The 23,043-nt window shown below is 53.6% G+C and carries 23 protein-coding genes; 15 read left to right on the top strand and 8 right to left on the bottom strand.

Annotation, left to right across the window (positions count from 1 at the left end):
* Position 1: 1 nt before the first annotated feature.
* Positions 2 to 1,090 (top strand): acyl-CoA desaturase, encoded by a 1,089-nt coding sequence (locus N6G83_RS28890; protein WP_211134394.1) that lies wholly within the window; start codon positions 2 to 4, stop codon positions 1,088 to 1,090.
* Between the two features lie 2 nt (positions 1,091 to 1,092).
* Here the strand turns inward: N6G83_RS28890 and N6G83_RS28885 are convergent, their stop codons facing one another.
* The 3 genes from N6G83_RS28885 to N6G83_RS28875 are packed head-to-tail and all read right to left on the bottom strand — an operon-like array spanning position 1,093 to position 3,658.
* Positions 1,093 to 1,236 (bottom strand): DUF2474 domain-containing protein, encoded by a 144-nt coding sequence (locus N6G83_RS28885; protein WP_074028769.1) that lies wholly within the window; start codon positions 1,234 to 1,236, stop codon positions 1,093 to 1,095.
* 11 nt (positions 1,237 to 1,247) lie between these two features.
* Complete coding sequence (gene cydB / locus N6G83_RS28880) at positions 1,248 to 2,255, bottom strand: cytochrome d ubiquinol oxidase subunit II (protein WP_098930740.1); 1,008 nt, start codon at positions 2,253 to 2,255, stop codon at positions 1,248 to 1,250.
* A 2-nt stretch (positions 2,256 to 2,257) separates the two neighbouring features.
* Entirely contained in the window at positions 2,258 to 3,658 is a 1,401-nt protein-coding gene (locus tag N6G83_RS28875; protein WP_059201082.1) for a cytochrome ubiquinol oxidase subunit I, read from the bottom strand.
* A 141-nt stretch (positions 3,659 to 3,799) separates the two neighbouring features.
* Between N6G83_RS28875 and N6G83_RS28870 the strand changes: the two genes are divergently transcribed.
* Complete coding sequence (locus N6G83_RS28870; RefSeq protein ID WP_024529744.1) at positions 3,800 to 5,209, top strand: PLP-dependent aminotransferase family protein; 1,410 nt, start codon at positions 3,800 to 3,802, stop codon at positions 5,207 to 5,209.
* Here the strand turns inward: N6G83_RS28870 and N6G83_RS28865 are convergent.
* Positions 5,206 to 6,180 (bottom strand): alpha/beta hydrolase, encoded by a 975-nt coding sequence (locus N6G83_RS28865; protein WP_211134389.1) that lies wholly within the window; start codon positions 6,178 to 6,180, stop codon positions 5,206 to 5,208. The genes N6G83_RS28870 and N6G83_RS28865 overlap by 4 nt on opposite strands.
* A 751-nt stretch (positions 6,181 to 6,931) precedes the next feature.
* Between N6G83_RS28865 and N6G83_RS28860 the strand changes: the two genes are divergently transcribed.
* The 6 genes from N6G83_RS28860 (at position 6,932) to N6G83_RS28835 (ending at position 14,744) form a co-directional block, all read left to right on the top strand.
* The gene (locus tag N6G83_RS28860) at positions 6,932 to 8,146 is read left to right on the top strand and encodes an aspartate aminotransferase family protein (protein ID WP_074028584.1); all 1,215 of its coding nucleotides are present in this window, start codon (positions 6,932 to 6,934) and stop codon (positions 8,144 to 8,146) included.
* A gap of 50 nt (positions 8,147 to 8,196) precedes the next feature.
* A complete protein-coding gene (gene astA / locus N6G83_RS28855; protein ID WP_024529739.1) occupies positions 8,197 to 9,231 on the top strand; it encodes an arginine N-succinyltransferase in 1,035 nt (344 codons plus the stop codon).
* A complete protein-coding gene (gene astD / locus N6G83_RS28850; protein ID WP_211134390.1) occupies positions 9,231 to 10,703 on the top strand; it encodes a succinylglutamate-semialdehyde dehydrogenase in 1,473 nt (490 codons plus the stop codon). Before astA ends, astD begins: the two co-directional genes overlap by 1 nt.
* Before the next feature lie 42 nt (positions 10,704 to 10,745).
* Positions 10,746 to 12,086: an N-succinylarginine dihydrolase gene (astB, locus tag N6G83_RS28845; protein ID WP_211134391.1), complete on the top strand. Its 1,341-nt coding sequence runs from the start codon at positions 10,746 to 10,748 to the stop codon at positions 12,084 to 12,086.
* A gap of 12 nt (positions 12,087 to 12,098) precedes the next feature.
* Complete coding sequence (gene astE, locus N6G83_RS28840) at positions 12,099 to 13,082, top strand: succinylglutamate desuccinylase (RefSeq protein ID WP_024529737.1); 984 nt, start codon at positions 12,099 to 12,101, stop codon at positions 13,080 to 13,082.
* A gap of 579 nt (positions 13,083 to 13,661) precedes the next feature.
* Complete coding sequence (locus N6G83_RS28835; RefSeq protein WP_282440776.1) at positions 13,662 to 14,744, top strand: porin; 1,083 nt, start codon at positions 13,662 to 13,664, stop codon at positions 14,742 to 14,744.
* An 85-nt stretch (positions 14,745 to 14,829) separates the two neighbouring features.
* On the opposite strand, the gene N6G83_RS28830 is transcribed toward N6G83_RS28835, so the two are convergent.
* The gene (locus N6G83_RS28830; protein ID WP_021181014.1) at positions 14,830 to 15,021 is read right to left on the bottom strand and encodes a YebW family protein; all 192 of its coding nucleotides are present in this window, start codon (positions 15,019 to 15,021) and stop codon (positions 14,830 to 14,832) included.
* 224 nt (positions 15,022 to 15,245) lie between these two features.
* On the opposite strand from N6G83_RS28830, the gene lysM reads away from it, so the two are divergent.
* The gene (gene lysM, locus N6G83_RS28825) at positions 15,246 to 15,686 is read left to right on the top strand and encodes a peptidoglycan-binding protein LysM (protein ID WP_024529735.1); all 441 of its coding nucleotides are present in this window, start codon (positions 15,246 to 15,248) and stop codon (positions 15,684 to 15,686) included.
* Positions 15,687 to 16,177: 491 nt separating this feature from the next.
* Entirely contained in the window at positions 16,178 to 16,342 is a 165-nt protein-coding gene (locus N6G83_RS28820) for a hypothetical protein (protein WP_178380885.1), read from the top strand.
* A 698-nt stretch (positions 16,343 to 17,040) separates the two neighbouring features.
* Here N6G83_RS28820 and N6G83_RS28815 read toward each other — a convergent pair.
* Positions 17,041 to 17,427 carry a helix-turn-helix domain-containing protein gene (locus N6G83_RS28815; RefSeq protein ID WP_024486415.1) on the bottom strand — a complete coding sequence of 129 codons (387 nt, stop codon included), beginning with the start codon at positions 17,425 to 17,427 and terminating at the stop codon, positions 17,041 to 17,043.
* A 101-nt stretch (positions 17,428 to 17,528) separates the two neighbouring features.
* Positions 17,529 to 18,230, bottom strand: a complete 702-nt coding sequence (locus N6G83_RS28810; RefSeq protein WP_211134392.1) for an IclR family transcriptional regulator — start codon at positions 18,228 to 18,230, stop codon at positions 17,529 to 17,531.
* A 23-nt stretch (positions 18,231 to 18,253) separates the two neighbouring features.
* Between N6G83_RS28810 and N6G83_RS28805 the strand changes: the two genes are divergently transcribed.
* The 3 genes from N6G83_RS28805 (at position 18,254) to cbpM (ending at position 21,357) form a co-directional block, all read left to right on the top strand.
* Complete coding sequence (locus N6G83_RS28805; RefSeq protein WP_211134393.1) at positions 18,254 to 19,462, top strand: RNA-guided endonuclease InsQ/TnpB family protein; 1,209 nt, start codon at positions 18,254 to 18,256, stop codon at positions 19,460 to 19,462.
* A 684-nt stretch (positions 19,463 to 20,146) separates the two neighbouring features.
* Entirely contained in the window at positions 20,147 to 21,055 is a 909-nt protein-coding gene (cbpA, locus tag N6G83_RS28800; RefSeq protein WP_024529730.1) for a curved DNA-binding protein, read from the top strand.
* On the top strand, positions 21,055 to 21,357 hold the full coding sequence (cbpM, locus tag N6G83_RS28795; RefSeq protein ID WP_021181020.1) for a chaperone modulator CbpM: 303 nt from the start codon (positions 21,055 to 21,057) through the stop codon (positions 21,355 to 21,357). The genes cbpA and cbpM overlap by 1 nt, the downstream gene beginning before the upstream one ends.
* Before the next feature lie 754 nt (positions 21,358 to 22,111).
* On the opposite strand, the gene N6G83_RS28790 is transcribed toward cbpM, so the two are convergent.
* Entirely contained in the window at positions 22,112 to 22,324 is a 213-nt protein-coding gene (locus N6G83_RS28790) for a YccJ family protein (RefSeq protein ID WP_021181021.1), read from the bottom strand.
* 168 nt (positions 22,325 to 22,492) lie between these two features.
* On the opposite strand from N6G83_RS28790, the gene N6G83_RS28785 reads away from it, so the two are divergent.
* A complete protein-coding gene (locus N6G83_RS28785) occupies positions 22,493 to 22,732 on the top strand; it encodes a DUF2766 family protein (protein WP_021181023.1) in 240 nt (79 codons plus the stop codon).
* Positions 22,733 to 22,852: 120 nt separating this feature from the next.
* On the top strand, positions 22,853 to 22,996 hold the full coding sequence (locus N6G83_RS28780) for a PhoP/PhoQ regulator MgrB (RefSeq protein WP_037435707.1): 144 nt from the start codon (positions 22,853 to 22,855) through the stop codon (positions 22,994 to 22,996).
* The last annotated feature ends 47 nt before the right edge of the window (positions 22,997 to 23,043 follow it).

Genomic DNA, 23,043 nt, shown 5'->3' with positions numbered 1-23,043 from the left:
AATGCCAGGCACCACGCCGTTGCGGCCCTTGGCGTTCCAACGTGAGAACCGCGACATTCATCTGGCGCTGATGCGTGGCAGCCAGGCCTATCTGGCGGAGCGGGGCGACCACCGCTTTGCCGACCGCGGGATGTTCGCCAAAGTGTTGCTGCTGATCCTGGTGTGCGCGGGCTTTTATGCACTCAGTTTGCAACAGCAAAATGCCTGGGCCTATTTCGGCTGCTACGTCGGCTTTATTTTCTCTGCCATGATGTTGACGGTGAACGTGGTGCACGACGCCTCACACAATGCCTTTTTCAAACAGGCACGGCTGAACCACTGGCTTAATTTTATTGTGAGCATCCCGTTGGGGCTGGATGCAGACTGTTGGCGGGTGCGTCACGTTATCTTCCACCATGCCTACAACAATATCGAAGGTTACGATCCGGATATCGAGCCGAACGGCGTGCTGCGGCAAACGCCGTTCCAGCAGCGCAAAACCTTTATGCGTTTGCAGCAATACTACTGGCCGATAGTGGCGGCACTGACTTTCCCGTATTACATCTGGCTGTTTGACTGGTTGGATCGGGCTGGCAAAACGCGCATGACGCCCAAGATGATGTTGCAGGGGAGCAAAGGCTGGGGCGTTTTCTTGCTGAGCAAGCTGGCGCACTTCACGTTGGCGTTGGCAATCCCGCTATGGCTGATGCCGCCTGAGGTCAGTGCCACGGCGATCTGGCTAACTTACCTGCTGAGCCAGATGCTGTCGTCGTTGGTGTTTGTGATGTTGATTGTCGGTACCCATTGGGCCAAAGCCAATTTCTATCAGGTTCCCGAGCAGGGCAAGATGGTGCATGGCTGGTATCAACATCTGTTTTCCACCACCTTCGACTGGCAGGCCACGCCACGCTGGGTTGGTTACTGGCTGGGCGGCGCCAACCTGCACCTGACCCACCATCTGTTCCCGCATTGGAGCCATCGGCATTACCCGGCTCTGGCGAAGATTATTGCCGAAGTCGCTGCTCAGCATGGGCTGGATTATCAGTGCCTGGATCTGAAAACGCTGTTGCAGATGCAACAGCGTTTTTTGGGGATGATGGGGAAACCGTAAAGTTATTCCGGTTTCATTCCGGCGGCGGTCATCAGCAGGCGGAATAGCGAAGCGACCAAAAATAGCCCCAGAACGCTGGCACTCCAGATAATCACCAACCAGCCGACGCGTTTCCACCAGGGAATAGTGGCGGTGTTCTCATTCATCGTCTTATTCATCAATGATACCCATCCTCATGGCTCACCTTGCCGCGGAACACGTAGTAGCTCCAGAAGGTGTAGACCAAAATAATCGGAATAATAAACAGTGCGCCCACCAGCATGAAGCCCAGACTTTGTAGCGGTGCAGCGGCTTGCCACAGGGTGATAGTCGGCGGGATCAGCAGCGGCCAGATGCTGATACCCAGGCCGCTTAGCCCCAGAAATACCAGCAACAGCGTCAGCAGGAACGGCGAGTAGTGGGCATCGTGGCGTACGCCGTGCCAGATCCCCCAGGCGCTGAGCAACACCAGCAGCGGCACCGGCAGCAGCCAGAACAGGTTCGGCAGACTGAACCAGCGGGTCGCAATTTCAGGGTGAGCGATTGGCGTCCAGACGCTGACGGCCAGCAGGATTAGCAGCAGGCTAACCAGCAGGGGTGTGGTCAGACGATGCATCCGGGCCTGCAAGCTTCCGGCAGTCTTCATCACCAACCAGGTGCAGCCGAGTAACGCATAGGTCACTACCAGGCCCAAACCGCAGAACAGGGCGAACGGAGTGAACCAGTCGAAGGGGCCGCCAACATAGGCGCGGCCTTCCACCGGGAAGCCGTCGATAATCGCCCCGACGACCACGCCCTGGCAGAAGGTGGCCAGGATTGAACCGCCGATAAACGCCTTGTCCCAGATATGGCGTTTCTCCGGTTTGGCCTTGAAGCGGAACTCAAAGGCCACACCGCGGAAGATCAGGCCAAACAGCATTAGCGTGAGGGGAATGGCCAACGCATCCAGGATCACCGCATACGCCAGTGGGAAAGCCCCAAACAGGGCGGCCCCGCCAAGCACCAGCCAGGTTTCGTTGCCGTCCCATACCGGTGCCACGGTATTCATCATTACGTCGCGATCGTGGCTGTCTTTCACCCACGGGAACAGAATGCCGATGCCCAGATCAAAGCCGTCCATGACCACATACATCATGGTGCTGAACACGATGATCACAAACCAAATCAACGGAAGATCGATACCCATGTTCAGCTCCTGTCGTCCAAAGTTTCGTGTACCGCTGAGAGCGGGCGTGCCGGTGTGCCGTGGCCGCTTGGCTCGTCACCTTCATGGGCCTGCGGGCCTTTGCGGATCAGGCGCATCATGTAGGAATAACCGACGCCAAACACTGAGCAGTAGACGGCGATAAAGGCCAGCAGGCTCACACTCATATGGATGTCGCCATGGGCAGAGACGGCATCGGCGGTGCGTTGCAGCCCGTAGACGACCCACGGCTGGCGGCCAATCTCGGTGGTGAACCACCCCGCCAGCAAGGCAATCAGCCCTGAAGGCCCCATCCACAGAATGAAGTACAGGAAGGGTTTGGACTGATAGAGTCCGCCGCGCCAGCGTAGCCACAGGCTCCACACGCCAGCCAGGATCATCAGCATGCCCAGCGCCACCATGATGCGGAACGACCAGAACACCACGGTGGAATTCGGGCGATCTTCCGGTGCGAAGGATTTCAACGCCGGAACCTGCTCGGTGAGGCTGTGGGTGAGGATTAGGCTGCCTAGGTAAGGAATTTCCACCTTGAAACGGGTTTCTTCACGCTCCATATCCGGCCATCCGAACAGGATCAACGGCGTGGCCTCTCCTGGCGGGTTCTCCCAGTGGCCTTCGATGGCGGCGATTTTGGCCGGTTGATATTTCAGCGTATTGAGACCGTGTGCGTCGCCGATCACCGCCTGAATAGGGGCGACGATCAGTGCCATCCACATGGCCATCGACAGCATCTTGCGCATGGCTGGCGTATCACGGCCACGCAGCAGGTGCCAGGCCGCTGAGGCACCGATAAAGAAGGCCGACGACAGGAATGCCGCAGTGGTCATATGCAGCAGGCGGTAAGGGAAGGACGGGTTGAAGATCACTTTGAACCAGTCAACCGGTACGACGACTCCATTGATGATCTCGTGCCCCTGCGGGGTCTGCATCCAGCTGTTGGAAGCCAGGATCCAGAAGGTAGAGATCAGCGTGCCGAGTGCTACCATACAGGTAGCGAAGAAGTGCAGGCCGGGGCCAACACGATTCCAGCCAAACAGCATCACGCCCAGGAATCCGGCTTCGAGGAAGAAGGCGGTCAGTACTTCATAAGTCAGCAATGGGCCGGTGATACTGCCGGCAAATTCGGAGAAAAAGCTCCAGTTGGTGCCGAACTGATAGGCCATCACCAGTCCGGAAACCACGCCCATGCCAAAGTTGACGGCGAAGATTTTGGACCAGAAGTGGTACAGGTCTCGGTAAGCCTGATTGCCGGTTTTCAGCCATAGGCCTTCGAGCACCGCCAGATAGCTGGCCATACCGATGGTGATCGCCGGGAAGATAATATGGAAGGAAACGGTGAAGGCGAACTGGATCCGTGCCAGCTCCAATGCATCAAGTCCGAACATGGAGCCTCCTTGATTTGTTCATAATCGGCCTCTTAGGAAAGCGAAAGCTTGCTTATTAAAACTTGCGCTAAGTAGAGCATGGAGTAGAGTAACGATAACAGTGACAGTTATTTTACTTTTTCCTATAACAGTTGGAATTGTATGACCAGATATGAACAGCTTGCCCAGCAGATCCGCGAACAGATCCAGAACCGGGTATGGCGTGCCGGGGACAAACTGCCCTCGCTGCGGGAAAGTGGTAAACGTGCCGGGCTGAGCCTGATGACGGTGGTGCAGTCATACCAGCTACTGGAAAGCCAGGGCTGGATCGTAGCGCGGCCTCAGTCTGGTTACTATGTGGCGGCCCGTTCACAGGCGTTACCGCAGCCCATCCGGGGTGAAAAACTGCTGGTGAGCGAACAGGTGGATATCAACGCCTTTATCTTTGACGTGCTGCAAGCCTGTAAGGATCCAGAAATTGTGCCCTTCGGCTCGGCTTTCCCGGATGCCACCCTGTTTATGCAACCCAAGTTGGCCAGGGCGCTGAGCAGCGTCGCCCGGAAATTCACGCCTCACAGTTCGCTTGCTAATTTGCCACCCGGCAACGAGGCATTGCGTCGCCATATTGCCCAACGCTATGCGCTGAATGGGATGCAGGTCTCCCCAGATGAGATTGTGATCACCGCCGGGGCGATGGAGTCGTTAAGCCTCAGCCTGCAAGCGGTGACGCAGCCGGGGGACACGGTGGCGATTGAATCCCCGGCATTTTACGGTGCGTTGCAGGCGCTGGAACGCCTGAAGCTGAAAGCGGTGGCAATCGCTACCCACCCGCAGCATGGGATCGATCTGGATTCGTTACAGCAGGCGATTGAGCAGTATCCGATCAAGGCCTGCTGGTTGATGACTCATTTCCAGAACCCGCAAGGGTCGAGCATGTCGGACGAGAATAAAAAACGGCTGGTGACGATGCTGCGCGAACATCAGATCTCGTTGCTGGAAGATGATGTGTACGGCGAGCTTTATTTCAGCGCCGAGCGGCCCTTGCCTGCCAAGGCGTTGGATCAGGGCGGACAGATTTTGCACTGTTCGTCGTTCTCAAAATGTCTGGCTCCGGGGTTCCGTGTGGGCTGGGTGGCGGCAGGGCGATATGCGCCGCAGATCCAGCGCTTGCAACTTATGAGCACTGTTTCAACCAGCGTGCCGACCCAGATGGCGATCGCCGATTATCTGCTGCATGGCGGCTATGATACCCATCTGCGTCGCTTGCGGCGTTTATTGGCCCAGCGCCAAAGCGCCATGCATCAGGCGATCGCCCATCACTTCCCGCCAACGGTGAAGGTCAGCCAGCCGGACGGAGGCTATTTCCTGTGGCTGGAGCTGGAGGCGACACAGTCTTCCATGGAGCTTTACCAGCGTGCGCTGGCAGAGGGCATCAGTATTGCGCCGGGGCGAATGTTCACTACCGGCGATCGTTTCAACCACTGTTTTCGCCTGAACGCCTCTTTCGAGTGGAGCGACAGGCTTGAAACCGCCATCAAGACCTTGGCCAGGCTGATCCGTAACCTGGGCTAGGCCAGATAATGCTTCAATGCGCGTCCGGCCTGATGAATAGCCGAATGGACCGCCGGAACCTGGGCGAGCGGGTTTAACAGGCCGTAATCGTGGATCAGCCCATTGTAGCGGGTGGCGGTCACCTCGACGCCAGCCGCGTTCAGCAGGCGGGCGTAGGCTTCCCCCTCATCCCGCAGTACGTCCAGCTCGGCGGTTTGGATCAGCGCAGGTGGCAGCCCTTGCAGCTGTTCCAGGCTCGCATTGAGCGGTGAGGCGTAGATCTCCTTACGCTGGGTCTTGTCGGTGGTGTAGTTGTCCCAAAACCACTTCATCATATTGCGCGTCAGGAAATGGCCTTCGGCAAACTGATGATAGGAATCGCGATCAAAACTGGCGTGGGTGACCGGCCACAGCAAGATTTGGCAGCGCAGTGCCGGTGTGCCTCGCGCTTTAGCCATCAGGCTCACCACCGTCGCCATGTTACCGCCAACGCTATTGCCCACTACCGCCAGTCGGCTGCCATCGACGTTGATTTTCTCTCCGTATTCCGCCACCCATTCCGTGGCCGCGTAGGCTTGCTCGATGGCGGTGGGATAGTGGGCTTCTGGTGACGGTGTGTAATTGACAAATACCGCTACCGCTCCTGAGCTGTAAACCAGATCGCGCACCAATCGTTCGTGGGTCGGGAAGTCGCCCAATACCCAACCTCCGCCGTGGAAAAACATAAATACCGGCAATTTACCTTTCACTCGTGGCGGGCGCACGATGTGCAGCAGGATGTCCTGACCGGCCACGTGAATGGTTTTTTCTTCAATTTCGACCTCACGCTGTACCACCTCCACGCTGCGTTGTGCGCCTTCCAACACCTTACGTGCCTCTTTCGGCTTCATCTGTTCCATCGGTTTGCCGCCGCTGGCATTTAACTGCGCTAGAAAGGCGGCTACGTCTTTAACCGCTGCGGGCTGGGTGGCATCAAAGGTTTTTTTGCTCATGTTGGGATCCTAAGGTTGAGGAGGAACATTGAGTAGGGGATAGCTTAACAGTGTAGTCAAAGACTGGGGGTTAACCCGTAGGGAGACCGATCATTAGACCATAACAAGTTTCAGATCCACTCGAACGGTCCCCTCCCCAAGGACGAATACCCAGATAAACCGTGGCACGGACTGTCTCTCTCCCTCCCTGTGGGAGAGGATTAGGGTGAGGGGGCGCGTTGCTGCGCTAAATGAGGGCGCATTGCACGATTGCGGTGCAAAAGGGCGGCGATCCCGCCATCTGGCGTAATTATTTTTGCGAGCAGGATCAGAAAAGTGGAAGAATTTTGCGATTGAATAGGATTTCTCCGGTGCTGATGATTTTAGGCCCTATTTTTGCCTTTAATCATTACAAATGCATAATTATTGAATATTTATGCAATATAACTCCTTGTTTTAACAAAAAAAATTAGTAAATCCGTCAAAAAGCCCGTTCTGGCACGATAGCTGCTCTACACTATTTATCAAATGGGCTGTATTTTAACTACTCATTAACATTTATTCCCCGCTCCGGGGCGCTAAATGCGGCATTAATAGTGAATAACCGATTTTATGTAACAGGTTTGTATCTGAATAGGCGGCGGTGAGCAGCATTATCGTCGGCCGGAAAAGACACCGAATAATAGGGTTAATTTGCTTTTTCGCCGGTCTTGCGCCGCCAGAGCGGTCCTTACCGCCAAAATTCAGCCTTTGCTGACGTTATGAGGTCATTATGGAACAGCCAATCGCAGTTACCCGCCAGTCTTTCGACGACTGGATGATCCCGGTTTATGCCCCTGCGGATTTTATTTTGGTGCGGGGAGAAGGCTCACAGGTTTGGGATCAGCAGGGGAAATCCTATATTGATTTCGCCGGAGGCATTGCCGTCAATGCTCTGGGCCACGCCCATCCGCAGGTGTTAGCGGCGCTGGTCGAACAGGCAGGCAAGCTTTGGCATCTGGGCAACGGTTATACCAACGAGCCGGTGTTGCGCCTGGCCAAACAGCTGATTGATGCCACCTTTGCCGACAAAGTATTTTTCTGCAACTCCGGCGCAGAAGCTAACGAAGCCGCGCTGAAGCTGGCGCGCAAATATGCCCTGGATAGTGGCAACAGAGAAAAGAATCAGATCGTCGCGTTCAATAACGCGTTTCATGGCCGCACCCTGTTTACCGTGTCTGCCGGGGGCCAACCAAAATATTCACAGGATTTTGCGCCACTGCCTGGCGGTATTACCCACACGCCGTTTAACGATCTGGCGGCGGCTGCGCAAGTGATTAATGACCGTACCTGCGCGGTGATCGTTGAGCCGATTCAGGGTGAGGGCGGTGTGGTACCGGCACAAGCGCAATTCCTGCAAGGGTTGCGTGAACTTTGCGATCGCCACGGCGCACTGCTGATCTTTGATGAGGTGCAAACCGGCGTGGGCCGAACAGGTTCGCTGTATGCCTACATGAATTACGGGATAGTGCCGGACGTGTTGACCACCGCCAAGGCTTTGGGCGGCGGTTTCCCAATTGGCGCGATGATCACTACCGACAAACTGGCGAAAACACTGGGCGTTGGTACTCATGGCACCACCTACGGCGGTAACCCGCTGGCGGCGGCAGTGGCTGGTGTGGTGTTCTCGCTGATTAACACGCCGGAGGTGCTCGATGGGGTGAAGCAGCGTCTCGAGTGGTTTATCGCCGGGCTGACGCAAATCAACCTACAGTATCCGATATTTAGCGAAATCCGCGGGGCGGGTCTGTTAATTGGTTGTGCTCTGAACCCGGAATATGCCGGTAGAGCCAAGCAGATCACCCAACTGGCTAACGAGGAGGGGGTGATAGCCCTGATCGCAGGCCCGGACGTGGTGCGCTTTACGCCTTCGTTGATCATCCCTGAACAGGATGTGAAAGAGGGGCTGGCGCGATTCGCGCGTGCTGTGGCGCGGATTTGCAGCTAATCAAGGCGGCTGCGCCCGGTGCGCAGCCGATGACTTCCGAGGTTCGCATTATGATGATTATCCGCCCCATAGAGCGCCGTGACCTGGCTGACCTGCTGACGCTCGCCGGTAAATCCGGTATTGGCCTCACCTCTTTGCCGCAGAATGAAGAGACGCTGTCGGCACGTATTGAGCGGGCGTTAAAAACCTGGCAAGGCGAACTTCCCCAAAGCGATCGCTGCTATCTGTTTGTGATGGAGGATACCGAACGGCAACAGGTCGTTGGCGTCAGCGCGATCGAAGTCGCGGTTGGGCTGACTGAACCCTGGTACAGCTTCCGCGTGGGTACCCAGGTGCATGCCTCAAAGCAGCTTAATGTCTATAAATCGGTGCCAACGCTGTTTTTAAGCAACGATCATACCGGCCATTCGGAGCTCTGTACGCTGTTCCTCGATCCGGACTACCGCCATGGCGAGAATGGCAAACTGCTGTCAAAGGTCCGCTTCCTGTTTATGGCCGCATTTCGTAATCAATTCTCCCGCAAAGTGATCGCGGAAATGCGAGGTTATTCCGATGAGAATGGCCGTTCCCCCTTCTGGGAAAGCGTTGGCCGCCACTTCTTTTCTATCGAGTTCGCCAAGGCGGACTATCTCAGCGGCACCGGGCAAAAGGCGTTTATCGCCGAACTGATGCCGAAACACCCGCTGTACGTCGACTTTCTGGCCGAAGATGCGCAGAAGGTGATCGGCGAAGTTCACCCGCAAACCGCACCGGCGCGCAAGCTGCTGGAAGCTGAAGGGCTGCGCTATCAGGGCTACGTCGATATCTTTGACGGGGGCCCGACGCTGGAAGCCGAGATCGACGAGATCCGCGCGGTCAAGCGCAGCAAACTGGTGAAGGTGGTGCTGGATGATGCGCAGGTATTCAGCGAGGCACCGGCCTACCTGGTGGCCAACGACAACTATCAGAATTATCGCGCCCTGTTGGTGCATGCCCAACTGCATGATGACCGCTTGCGTATCAACGCCGAGACGGCTGCGGCGCTGGGTGTCGAACAGGGGAGCCCGGTACGGGTCATCAAGCTTATTGCTCAGGAGAAAATGTAATGTCTCATCCTGCATTGTTAATTAATGGCGTCTGGCTGGCTGGCCGGGGCGCTGAATTCAGCAAAACCGATCCGTTGGATAACCTGCCGCTGTGGCAAGCCAATTCGGCCAATATTGACGACGTGACTGCGGCCTGCACAGCTGCACGCGAGGCTTTTCCTGCCTGGGCGCGCACGCCGTTTGCACAGCGCGAACAGTTGGTAAAACGCTTCGCAGCGTTGCTGGAAGAGCATAAACAACATCTGGCCGAGACCATCAGCCGTGAAACCAGTAAACCCCGCTGGGAAACCTCGACTGAAGTTCAGGCGATGATTGGCAAGGTGGGCATTTCATTACAGGCCTATCAGGCGCGTACCGGGGTAACGGAAACCGCGATGGCCGACGGCGCTTCGGTGCTACGCCATCGGCCGCATGGCGTGCTGGCGGTGTTTGGCCCGTATAACTTCCCTGGTCACTTACCGAATGGGCATATCGTTCCGGCGCTGCTGGCGGGCAATTGCGTAGTGTTCAAACCCAGCGAATTAACGCCGTTGACGGCGGAGGTGACGCTACAGCTGTGGTTGCAGGCGGGTTTGCCGGATGGGGTGATCAATCTGGTGCAAGGTGGACGTGAAACCGGTGAGGCCTTGGCAAGCTGTACCGGTATTGATGGGCTGCTGTTTACTGGCAGTGCTGGCACCGGCTATCACCTGCATCGACAACTGGCCGGTCAGCCAGAAAAGATCCTGGCGTTGGAGATGGGGGGCAACAACGCGCTGATCGTCGAACAGGTAGAAGATTGTGACGCGGCGGTGAATCTGGCCATTCAATCGGCGTTTATTTCTGCCGGACAGCGCTGTACCTGTGCTCGCCGTATTTTGGTGAAAAACGGGCCGCAGGGCGATGCCTTTATTGCGCGTTTGGTTCAGGTGGCGTCTACGCTTCGCATTGGCCGTTGGGATGCTGAACCCCAGCCGTTTATGGGCGGGGTGATTTCCTCCGCTGCGGCAGAGAACATGCTGGCAGCTCAGCACCATCTGTTGGCATTGGGCGGCAAAGCTTTGTTGACTATGAAATCGCTGGAGAGCGGCAGCGCGTTATTAAGCCCTGGCATTATCGATGTGACCGGCGTGGCGGACGTGCCAGACGAAGAATATTTTGGCCCGCTGACCACGATCATTCGTTACGACCATTTCGACCAGGCGCTGCGCATGGCTAATAACACGCGCTATGGCCTGTCCGTTGGGCTGGTGTCCCCGCAGCGGGAGCAGTTCGAACGGCTGTTGCTGGAGGCGCGAGCCGGTATTGTCAACTGGAACAAGCCGCTGACTGGGGCTTCAAGTGCGGCACCTTTCGGTGGTGTAGGGGCTTCCGGCAACCATCGTCCAAGTGCGTTCTATGCGGCAGATTACTGCGCTTGGCCGATGGCTTCGCTGGAAAGTGCCAGTCTGACGCTGCCAACCAGCCTGTCACCGGGCCTGATATTTAACTGATCTGCCCCAGGCATGACCGTTCGCAGTCTACAGGAGAGCAAAATGTCCGGATATGAAGTCAATTTTGATGGGTTGGTTGGCTTGACGCACCACTATGCCGGGCTGTCGTTTGGCAACGAGGCTTCGACGCAGCACCGTAACAGCGTGTCGAACCCCAAGCTGGCGGCAAAGCAGGGGTTGCTGAAAATGAAAGCGCTGGCAGATATGGGCTTCCAGCAGGGCGTGTTGCCACCGCAGGAACGGCCTCATCTCCCTACGCTACGTAAATTGGGCTTCAGCGGCAGCGACGAAAGCGTACTGGCCCAGGCGATGCGCACCTCACCGCGCCTGCTCTCGGCGCTTAGTTCGGCCTCATCCATGTGGACGGCCAATGCCGCGACGGTTTCGCCTTCGCCAGACAGTCAGGATGGTAAAGTGCATTTCACCGCCGCCAACCTGAATAACAAATTCCATCGCGCGATTGAGGCCGAAACCACCTCCAGCGTGCTGCGTGCCATCTTCAAAGATCAGCAATACTTTGCTCACCATGATGCCTTACCGCAGGTGGCACTCTTTGGGGATGAGGGCGCCGCCAACCATAACCGCCTTGGGGGCGACTATGCCAAACGCGGGGTGCAGGTTTTTGTGTATGGAAAGCAGGAGTTTGGCGGGGAAAGTGCTCCCACGCGTTACCCGGCTCGCCAGACACGCGAGGCCAGCGAGGCGATCGCCCGCCTGCATCAGTTGCACGAGCAACACACGGTATTTCTGCAACAAAATCCGGCGGTGATCGACCAGGGCGTTTTTCATAACGACGTGATCGCCGTCAGCAATCAGCAGGTGCTGTTCCATCATCAGCAGGCGTTCCTGCACCAGCAACAGGGGCTGGATCAAATCCGCCGCAAGATGGCCTCGCTGGAGACGGAGCTGGTGGCGATAGAAGTGCCAACCTCCCGTGTCAGCGTAGGGGATGCGGTGGCGACCTACCTGTTTAACAGCCAGATCCTGACCAAAGCCGATGGCAAGATGATGATCGTGGTGCCGGAAGAGTCCCGCCAGCATCCTGGCGTTTGGCATTATCTGTCGGAGATGGTGGCCAGCGGTGGGCCAATCGACGAGATCAAGGTGTTTGACCTGCGCGAAAGTATGCGCAACGGCGGTGGCCCGGCTTGCCTGCGTTTACGCGTGGCGCTGAACGGTGCCGAGTTGAGGGCGGTGAACCCACGGGTGATGATGAGCGATACGCTTTTTGCCACCCTGAACGACTGGGTAGACCGCTATTACCGCGATCGTCTGGTACAGGAGGATCTGGCAGACCCGCAACTGCTGCATGAAGGGCGTGCGGCGCTGGATGCCCTGACTTCTATCCTTGGGCTGGGTAATGTTTACCCGTTCCAACAGTAACCGGAGGCAATAGTGAGCAATTTATTGGCCCTAACGTTGGCTGGAACTCCACCCGCGACCTCCCAGGGTGAAAATGCTGCACTGCGCTGGAAGTGGCTGGGGGAAGGGCTATTGGAGCTCATTCCGCTGCAAGGCTATCGGCAAGCCGTGGTGCTTTCTGCCGGTATTCACGGCAATGAAACGGCGCCGATCGAACTGCTTGATCGGCTAGTGAACGAGATCTTCGCAGGCGTGCGGCCATTGACGGTGCGCTTGCTGGTGGTGTTGGGCAATCCACCTGCGATGCGAACCAATCAACGTTATCTGGCAAGCGATATGAATCGCATGTTTGGTGGCCGCCATCAGCAGTTTGAGCCCTCTGGTGAAACGGCGCGGGCGCAGCAGTTAGAACAAGCGGTCAGCAGTTTCTTTGCCGGGGAGCAGGCCACCCGCTTTCATTACGATTTACACACGGCGATCCGCGGATCGCTGTTGCCACGCTTTGGTATCCTGCCCTATCAACCGCAGAGTTACAGCCCCGAGATGTTGGCGTTACTGGACGCCGCCGAATTGGATGCTTTAGTGATACATCAAGCGCCCGGCGGCACGTTCAGCCACTTTTCCAGCGAGCATGCGCAAGCGGCCAGCTGTACCCTCGAATTGGGCAAGGCGCGTCCCTTTGGCAGCAACGATCTGCAGCAGTTTTCCGCTATCAATAAAGCGTTGCAGGCGCTGGTCTGCGGGCAATCTCTTCCTTTGCGGGGGGAGGCTCCGATTCGGGTGTTCCGTGTCGAGCGGTCGCTGATTAAACGCAGTGAATCGTTCAAACTCTATTTAAGTGATGATACTGCCAATTTTACCGCTCTGCCGCAGGGAACTTTATTGTATGAGCAGCCGGGGGAAAGCTATCGGGTGCAGCATGAAAAGGAGTGGGTGTTGTTTCCCAACCCCAAGGTGGCATTGGGGTTGCGTGCAGGCATGATGTTGACCGAAGTCCCGCGTAGTACCCTGTTTTAATCTCACCCGTTCATTACGCCACAGGTAAGTGACCTGTGGCGCCGTTTTTCCTTTCACACTTTAATAGCGTAATTTATTTAATCAGTTGATAGGGTATTTTGCCTGTTACGTGCCATTACTCACTATGATTGACCCCAATGAGTAAAAAACAGATTAAAGATAGAATTACTCGCGCCATTTCTACTAATCAGATTGATATAAGTTAAAAGTGTGAAATAAGTAACGTTATTGCTTAGCATGCTAATTTTGTGGTTATTCCAAAATCGTAGGTAAATCACACAAAATGAAACGTGTTTGCACCATTTTGGTGCTTAATAGCGTAGGTGTTATGGCTTATGCATTAAATATCTTTTTAAATCATTATATTATATTAGTATTTTAGTGAAACATTTAGTTACAAATAAACATGCTTTATGTGCGCTATTTCATGAACTTTTTTATTTTAAGTTTTTATTCATGATGCTAATGTCACATGGCGCTTTATTCAGGGGCGTAGATAAAAAACAAAATGATAAAAATCACAGCCCAAAGCATAAATTGGGCGTGATGGGCAGCTTTTAATAAAATCTAGGAAAATAAATGATGAAACGCAGTGTAGTAGCCCTGGCGGTTGTTCTTGCCACCGCCGCCTCGATGGCCAATGCGGCCGAAATCTACAACAAAGATGGCAATAAACTCGACCTGTACGGCCGTGTTAACGCCAAGCACTTGTTCAGTGATAACAAATCTGCCGATGGCGATGCGACCTATGTGCGTTTTGGTTTTAAAGGCGAAACGCAGATTAACAGCGATTTGACTGGTTACGGCCAATGGGAATACAACGTCCAGGCTAACCACGCTGAGTCAGCGGGTACCGAAGGCACCAAAACTCGTCTGGGCTTCGCTGGCCTGAAATTCGCCAACTACGGTTCCTTTGACTATGGCCGTAACTACGGTGTGGTTTACGATGTAGAGTCGTATACCGATATGCTGCCGGAGTTTGGCGGCGATACCTATACCTACACAGATAACTTCATGAATGGCCGCTCTACTGGCCTGGCTACCTACCGTAACCGCAGCTTCTTCGGTCTGGTTGATGGTCTGAATATCGCCTTGCAGTATCAGGGTAAGAACGAGAATGACCGCAGCAACATCCACAAGCAGAACGGTGACGGCTATGGTATGTCTGTGGACTATCAGGACATCGGCGGTAGCGGCATTGGTGCTGCGGTAGCCTTCTCTGATTCTAACCGTACGCAGGCTCAAAAAGACGGCTCGTATGGTAAAGGTGACAGCGCTACGGCCTGGACTACGGCACTGAAGTATGACGCCAACCAGGTATATCTGGCGGCTATGTACGCTGAAACCCGTAACATGACCCCGATCACTGTCAACAAAACTGCTGGTTTTGCCAACAAGACGCAAAACTTTGAAGTGGTCGCGCAATACCAGTTCGAAAATGGCCTGCGCCCATCACTGGCTTACCTGCAGTCCAAGGGTAAAGATATTGAAACCATCGGTGATGTCGATCTGGTGAAATATATCGATATCGGTGCGACTTACTACTTCAACAAAAACATGTACACCTACGTTGATTATAAAATCAACCAGCTGAATGACGATAACAAGCTGAAACTGAACACTGACAACATCGTGGCAGCCAGCTTGACCTACCGTTTCTAAGTCGTATTCAAACCTCATTCCTGTGTCGGAACGTGGTCCAAAAGGCAGAGCGCAAGCTCTGCCTTTTTCGGTTTGGCTTGAGGGATCAGAAAGGAGCGTACTCGCTGGCAGGTAGCCAGAAGCCGTCGATAAAGTCTTCGATCGGAAAACAGCCAGCATGGCGTAATCGTTGTTCTTTCATTGCTACCAGGCATTGATGCTCATCACGCAGCACGTCGACGACGATGTCGGCACAGCCGCCATCCAGATAGCAAACGAACATCACCAATGCGTACATAACCTATCGCGTCCCCCATTAAGGCTCCAACCCCCATTGTAGGTAAAATTTGGCTGAATTTAGCTAATTAATACAAAAAAATAATAATTAACCAGACAAAAACGGCATTTTCAGAATTATGGCAGCGTTTAATCATCCTTAAGAGGATTGAAGTTCCGCTCTGTACTGCTAAGCTTAATGAGTTTTAAAATTTCTTAACTATCCAATCATTAACGGGAGCGAATATGGGATTGTTTAACTTCGTCAAAGAAGCAGGCGCAAAACTGTGGGATACGGTGAGTGGTAATGCTGAGGATCAAAGCGCCAAGCTGAAGGCACACCTTGATAACAGTGGCCTGCCAGATACGGATAAGGTGGATGTTCAGGTCGTTGATGGTAAGGCTGTGGTCACCGGGAACGGTATCAGCCAGGAACTGAAAGAAAAAATTCTGGTTGCTGTAGGTAACGTGGCAGGTATCAGCGGCGTTGAAGATAATGTTGCAGTAGCACAACCAGAAGCGGAAAGCCGCTTTTACACCGTCAAGAAGGGCGATACCCTGAGCGCCGTTGCCAAAGAGATGTACGGCAACGCCAACCTGTACAACAAGATCTTTGAAGCCAACAAACCGATGCTAAGCCATCCAGATAAAATCTACCCAGGCCAGGTATTGCGCATCCCACAATGATGCCGAAGGCCTAGGTAATCGAAGCTCGAACATAGAGCTGCGTGATCCGGCGCCCCATTTGGGGCGCCGTGCTGAAATTCCTCAACCAATGCGTACGTTCATACAGATGTTCACCCCTATACGTTTCCCAACCGCAATTCGATAAATCCAACGAATGTTTCCAGTCTGCATGCGGGTGACTACCCCTGAGAATCTTGACCCTGTTGCAGAAAATTGGTAGCGTCTGCATGCAAGAAAAATCTTAGTTATCGCCAGCGTAAATTTGGCTGTTGCAGGAGCCTGGAGTTACCCCCTTTTTAGCATCAAGGCGTTATGGCAGGCGATAAGAGAGTAGAGGGTGTGAACACCCCATTAGACAACAAACATCAGGAAAACCATGGACAATGCGCAACGCGTCATCACAACGTTGACGGTGGTTGCTGCATATTGATCATTTTTACGTTGACGATCACACAGTGGGTGGGATTAACTTACTGTTTTTAGGAGATAAAATGGAACACAATCCGCATGATGAAACCAAGCTTATTGCGGTCATTGCCTTATTGGTCTCAGTGTTGCTTGTCGTGTCGATCCTGTTTGGCATCACGTATTTATCCGATCTGCGGCATATCGATAAAGAGGTCGATGCCAAAAGCTGTTACATCAAAGGGGGCTGAGGCCAGAGCTGCGTCTATCGCAATTCTTGATTCGGCGATGAAAAATTTTTGCCATATGCCTTGGTTTATTTGGGATTTAACGCACTAGCTGCGATTTAACCACTAATAAAGGTTGTGGCGAATTATTCGTTGGCAGCGTGTCGCTAAATTGGCAACGATCGTTAGATAGCGTTTTTCCCGCCACGGCAAAGCCGCTACAGCCCTAGCGTAGCAAGGGGCATCGCGTTTTTTGACAGTCTTTGTTTATGATGAATAGAGGGCATGGCCTGCGGACTTGGTTGGTTAACTTGCCTAAATAAATTCACTTTAATTATATTTAAGTTGAAATCAATAGTTAAAGTGAATGTATTTCTTAAATGTGTTTGTGATGTTAATCAAATATTGTTATTTACCCTGAATTAGCACGCTGTCGTAAATAGCGTAGCCCTGCTAAGCTAAGATTAATCTGTACGGAAATTCTGCCAGTCCTATTGCCGATGTAAGCGAGGTGTTTATGAGTCAATTACTCTCCCATGCAAGATTATCCCATGTTGTGATCGCCACGGCGGTGTTTTGGGTTTGCATTGCTGTACTCGTGGCGGTAGCACTAAAGTAACGCTGGATGACTAATCAACAGCCCTGACATAGCTAGCACACTCAGCCAACGGCTCCTTTCTGGGGCCGTTTCTTTTGTCGTCATTTAAACAGCCCGCTGCTGCTCACGCCATCTTCTGGTGAATAATATGTAGCGGAGGCTCTATATGCAGATCGACACTTAGATCCTGGCGGAAGTCATAGGGCGTAATGTTGAAACGCTTTCTGAACATGTAGGTGAAGTGTGATTGGGAGCCGAAACCAAAATCCAGGGCGATATCGAAAATGGAGGCCTCGCTGCTACGCAACTGGTACACCGCTCCGGCAAGGCGGCGCTCGCGAATGTACTTGCCCAGCGAGATCCCCGTCGCTTCTTTGAACAGCTTCTGCATATGCCACAGTGAATAGCCGGAATACTCGGCCAGCTCTTCAAGGTGGATCACTCGTCCCAAGTGGGTTTCGACCCATTTACTGAGTGCGCAGACTAGTGCGAGGTGATGTTCTTGTATCAATAACTTTACCCAATTGATTTTGTCGTTTAACCGCAGCGCAGAGCTTACGGCAGGCTCACTTAGCGTACCTTACAGGCCTCGGGTTGTCACCTTCGTGCCGGTTAAAGCGGGATCGTTTTGACCTTCGCCATCAGGCGGTCTGCCAGACGGACAATCTCTGCCGGATCGTCTGGAATAAACCCCATGGTGATCGCCATCCCCAACAGAACGTTATCCTGGCTGAAAATCGGGCAGGCTATCGCTCGTGCCCCAGGGATGCCTTCGGTAACATTGTAACGTACCGCATAGCCCTGCTGACGGATCTTTTCGAGCTCTTTAGCCTCGAGCAGTGGCGTAATGGAGCCATCAAACGCCTGATAGGCATAGCCTGCCGCACTGGCATTCATGGGGATGAGGGTGTTTTCAAGGTAATCGATATCAATATTTTTATGGCTGCGATTGTAGCGCGTCAGCAAGATGTTACCCCCTTGGCGCACCGCCCAGCCGGTGGAGTAGTTCAACTCATCGCGCAGCTCACATAGCGCATTATTGATGATTGTCGCCAGCGTCTGCTGTTTGCCTGCCGCCGCGGCCAGCGCCAACAGCTTGCTGCCAAGCGAGTAGCGGCTGGTTTCCTGCTCCTGATACAGCATCTGGCTACGGCACAGCGAAACCAGATATTTATGCAGCTGGCTTTTCGAAAGCCCACTGTGTTTGGCGATATCCGAAGCGCGGGCGTTTCCCCCCAATGCGGTGACACTCTCTAATACCGACACGGCAATATCGACCGAATTTACGCCTTGAACTATCAATTTTTTTGTCATAGGCCAAGAGTATAATTGTGGGTATGAAGCGACTACAAGCCTTTAAATTCCAGTTGAGACCCAATGGTCAGCAAGAGCGTGATATGCGGCGCTTTGCTGGGGCTTGTCGTTTTGTTTTTAACCGCGCACTGGCGTTGCAGAACGAAAACCATGAGGCCGGTAACAAATACCTTCCCTATGTAAAAATGGCTGCATGGTTGGTTGAGTGGAAAAAAGCACCTGAAACTAAGTGGTTAAAAGAAGCACCATCTCAGCCTTTGCAGCACGCATTTAAAGACCTTGAACGAGCCTACAAAAACTTTTTTCAGAAACGGGCATCATTCCCTCGATTTAAAAAACGCGGTCAAAGCGACTCATTCCGCTACCCGCAAGGGGTGAAACTCGATCAGGTCAATAGTCGCATATCGCTGCCAAAGTTGGGGTGGATAAGCTACCGCAATAGCCGTGAGGTTGTGGGTGAGGTTAAAAACGTCACGGTCAGCGAGTCCTGCGGTAAGTGGTACATCAGCATTCAGACTGAATACGAAGTCACTGAACCGACTCACACCTCAACATCGATGGTGGGTCTTGATGCTGGCGTAGCGAAGCTCGCTACGCTATCAGATGGCACCATTTTTGAGCCTGTAAACAGCTTTAAATCCAATCAGAAGAAACTCGCCAGACTCCAGCGTGAAATGAGCCGTAAGGTGAAGTTTAGTAACAACTGGAAGAAGGCAAAGCGCAAAGTACAGAACCTGCATTCCCGTATCGGAAACATCCGCCGCGACTACCTTCATAAAGTCAGCACGACAATCAGCAAAAACCACGCAATGATCGTCATCGAAGACTTGAAGGTTGCCAACATGTCAAAGTCAGCGGCAGGTACCGCCAGCCAGCCAGGGCGCAACGTCCGGGCAAAATCAGGCTTAAACCGTTCGATATTAGAGCAGGGTTGGTACGAACTCCGCCGCCAGCTTGAATACAAACAGCTCTGGCGCGGTGGTCAGGTGTTGGTAATCAACCCAGCCTACACCAGCCAGAAATGCGCTCGCTGTGGTCATACAGAGAAAGAAAATCGCCAGTCACAAAGTCAGTTCGCGTGTCTGGGATGTGGATATACAGAGAACGCCGACATAAACGGCGCTCGTAATATTTTAGCGGCGGGGCACGCCGCGTTAGCCAGTGGAGAGATGGCAGCTTTAGGCCGCTCGATGAAGCAGGAACCCACCGAAGTGAGTCAGACTTCGGTCTGAACGCTGTAGGGATCCTCGCCCTTTAGGGCGGAGAGGATGTCAACATAGCGTCATGGGCCAATTCCCCTAGTTCTGATGCAATAAACTGAGGTCGGTCCAGCCGCGCCACCGCTGAACGGCGGGCCGACCCAACATCCAGCAGAAAAAAGCCTCAATACAGGGCTTGCCAGCATTCGGAAAAACCAGCTAATCTGAACTTGCCCGCTACCGCAAATGCCAAGTAGTCCAGGCCAGCAATGTAATTAACCAAAACAGAGAGTCAGCCGTAACAACGCCACGTTGATGGGGTGATCGCATGTTAATGACAGTGATTATTACTCTTTTTGTGATCGTGGGCGTCGCCGCTTTTCTGGCAATGCCAGTGATGATGGTCAATAACACGCAAGGCGTGGGAGGTGAAGAACCGTGAAACTGGCTAGCAACCGGAACCTGCAATGTTAACTCGAAATTCACTCACAACCTGGTGACCGGCTCAGATATGGGCCGAGTCATCAACACTGTGTCAGCACGGTAATTCCCGCACGTTCCGCAACAAATCAGCCCGAAACGCTAAATCACCGCGTGAAGTGATGCGCATACTGCACTAACTGCTTGATGGCGCTACAATGAGCCTTATCTCCTCAACTTGCTCACGTATCAACGCGCTATCCACTTTTCCGGCCACAGTAAAGAGACCATAGCATTATGGAAATCAAGGATTACTACGCCATTCTAGAGGTTAAACCCTCAGATGATATCAAGGCTATCAAAACTGCCTACCGCCGCCTGGCACGCAAATATCACCCCGATGTCAGTACCGAGCCCGATGCCGAAACGCGCTTCAAAGAAGTCGCAGAAGCCTATGAAGTGCTGAAAGACAGCGAACGCCGCGCGGAATATGACCAAATGCGGCTGCATCGTAATGAGCCTAACTTTGGCCGCCAGACCCGGCATGAAGAGTATGGTGGTGCCGAGGATTTCTCCGACATCTTCTCCTCGATGTTTGGCCAGCGTGCACGTGGGCAGCCGCGTGCGGCCCGTGGGCAGGATGTTGAGATCGGCGTGGCGCTGTTCCTGGAGGAAACCCTCACTGAGCAAACTCGCACCCTGAGCTATAAGGTACCGGTGTACAACGCCTTTGGTCAGATAGAGAAAGAGATTGCTAAAACGCTGAACGTGAAAATCCCGGCGGGCGTGGCAGACGGGGAGCGTATCCGCGTGAAAGGCCAAGGTGTGCCGGGTATGGCTGGCGGAGCCAATGGGGATTTGTACCTGATCATTCAACTGGCACCGCATCCGTTGTTTGAGGTGATCGGGCACGATCTGGAAATCGTTCTGCCCTTGGCACCTTGGGAGGCGGCGTTAGGCACCAAGGTTTCTGTCCCCACGCTGGCGGATAATATCCTGTTGACCATCCCTGCGGGGAGCCAGACCGGGCAACGGCTACGGGTCAAAGGGAAGGGGCTGGTCAGCAAAAAAGAGACCGGCAATTTGTATGCGGTGATCAAGATTGTCATGCCGGCCAAACCCGATGCAGACAGCGCCGCACTCTGGCAACGACTGGCCGAGGCGAATCAGGCCTTCGATCCTCGTACGCAATGGAGTAAAGCATAATGGCCAAGCTACAGATAACCCTCACCATTACCGAGTTTTGCCTGCATACCGGCGTAACGGAAAGTGAACTGGCCGAGGTGGTGGGGTTGGGAGTGATCCAGCCCCGCGATCTGACGGTGGATGATTGGCTGTTTGATGATGGGGCGGTGGCGGCATTTAATCGTGCCCAGCGTCTGCAACGTGAACTGGCTTTGGATTGGCCCGGCATCGCGGTAGCGCTGACGTTGCTCGATGAGATTGAACAGTTGCGCAGGGAGAACGCTCAGCTACGTCATCGTCTTGAGCGCTTTATCGCCGAGTGATGCCCCTCACCCTAGCCCTCTCCCACAGGGAGAGGGGACCGATCGAGTCGGGTGAAAGTGTAGTGATTCATCATGAGCATCGGCTGACTCACCTTGGACTAAGGGGTGATCGAGTTTGCTGATATGACCTCTTTAGTTCCAAATAGGCAGGGGCAAACAGCGCCCTCTCCCTGTGGGAGAGGGACCGATCGAGTTGGGTGAAAGTGCAGTGATTCATCATGAGCATCGGCTGATTCACCTTGGACTGAGGGGTGATCGAGTTTGCTGATATGACCTCTTTAGTTCCAAATAGGCATGGGTAAACAGCGCCTTCTCCCACAGGGAGAGGGACCGGTCGAGTTGGGTGAAAGTTGAGCATCGGCTGACTCACCTTGGACTAAGGGGTGATCGAGTTTGCTGATATGACCTCTTTAGTTCCAAATGGGCAGGGGCAAACAGCGCCCTCTCCCTGTGGGAGAGGGACCGATCGAGTCGGGTGAAAGTGTAGTGATTCATCATAAGTATCGGCTGACTCACCTTGGACTAAGGGGTGAACGAGTTTGCTGATATGACCTCTTTAGTTCCAAATAGGCAGGGGTAAACAGCGCCTTCTCCCACAGGGAGAGGGACCGGTCGAGTTGGGTGAAAGTTGAGCATCGGCTGACTCACCTTGGACTAAGGGGTGATCGAGTTTGTTGATATGACCTCTTTAGTTCCAAATAGGCAGGGGCAAACAACTCCCTCTCCCTGTGGGAGAGGGTTGGGGTGAGGGGCGTCAGACGTTTTTACGCTCGATGGTTTCTTCGCCCCAGTACAGTTGGTCGGCTTCGGTTTTACTGAACGCCAGCGGCAGTACTTCATCGCTACCTTCTTCCCAAATTTTTTGCGCCAAAACCTCGTCGTTACCGGCCAACTCAAAGATCGCTTCGGCAATTTCTACCGAGGTTTCACGCACTGTCGCCCAAGATTTCACATTATGATTTGCCATGACTGCTCTCCTGTTGAGTGTGAGGCACAGCCTAGTATAGGCCACAATTCTGCTGCTGGTTTTTGCAAGGCATGCGTATTATTGCCGAAAATTCAGGGCGGAACGCCTACGGAAAATGCAAAACGGCGTGGTATTCTTTGCCGCGTTTACATCAACAGAGGAAAAATTATGTCTAGCGCACTGAGCAACGATCAAGAACTGGTTTCCGATCTGGTTGCCTGCCAACTGGTTATCAAGCAGATCCTGGATGTGATCGACGTGATCGCGCCGACCGAAGTACGGGACAAGATGGCCAGCCAGCTCAAGAGTATCGATTTTAGCAGCCACCCGGCCGGGGCCGATCCGATCACCAAGCGGGCGATTGAAAAAGCGATTGCGCTGATTGAGATGAAGTTTAACCGCGAGTAACCGGGTTATCTTTTGTTCAAAATGGGCAAGGAGATCTAAACGGCCGGTTAAACTTCGTTTAAGTTGCCTATGCTAGCATTGATGATTAGGTTAACAACATAATCATAAGGCTGCTAAGGTTTGGGGCGTAAAAAACTGCTGGTGATAGCGGCAACGCTGTTTGCCTGCTTGCTTTTCTATCTGCTGGCTCTGGATAGCTATTGCGATCAAGGTGGGAAGTTTGCACTGGGCATTTGCTCTATCACGCGTATCGTTCCCTGGTAACATGGCGAAATAACAATTTTTCGCAAACTTGCCCCTGGCCTTGGTGA

This window comes from Serratia sp. PL7, from assembly GCF_945957435.1.
Note: the sequence above shows the minus strand (reverse complement) of the source record. Positions and strands in the feature narration are given on the sequence as shown.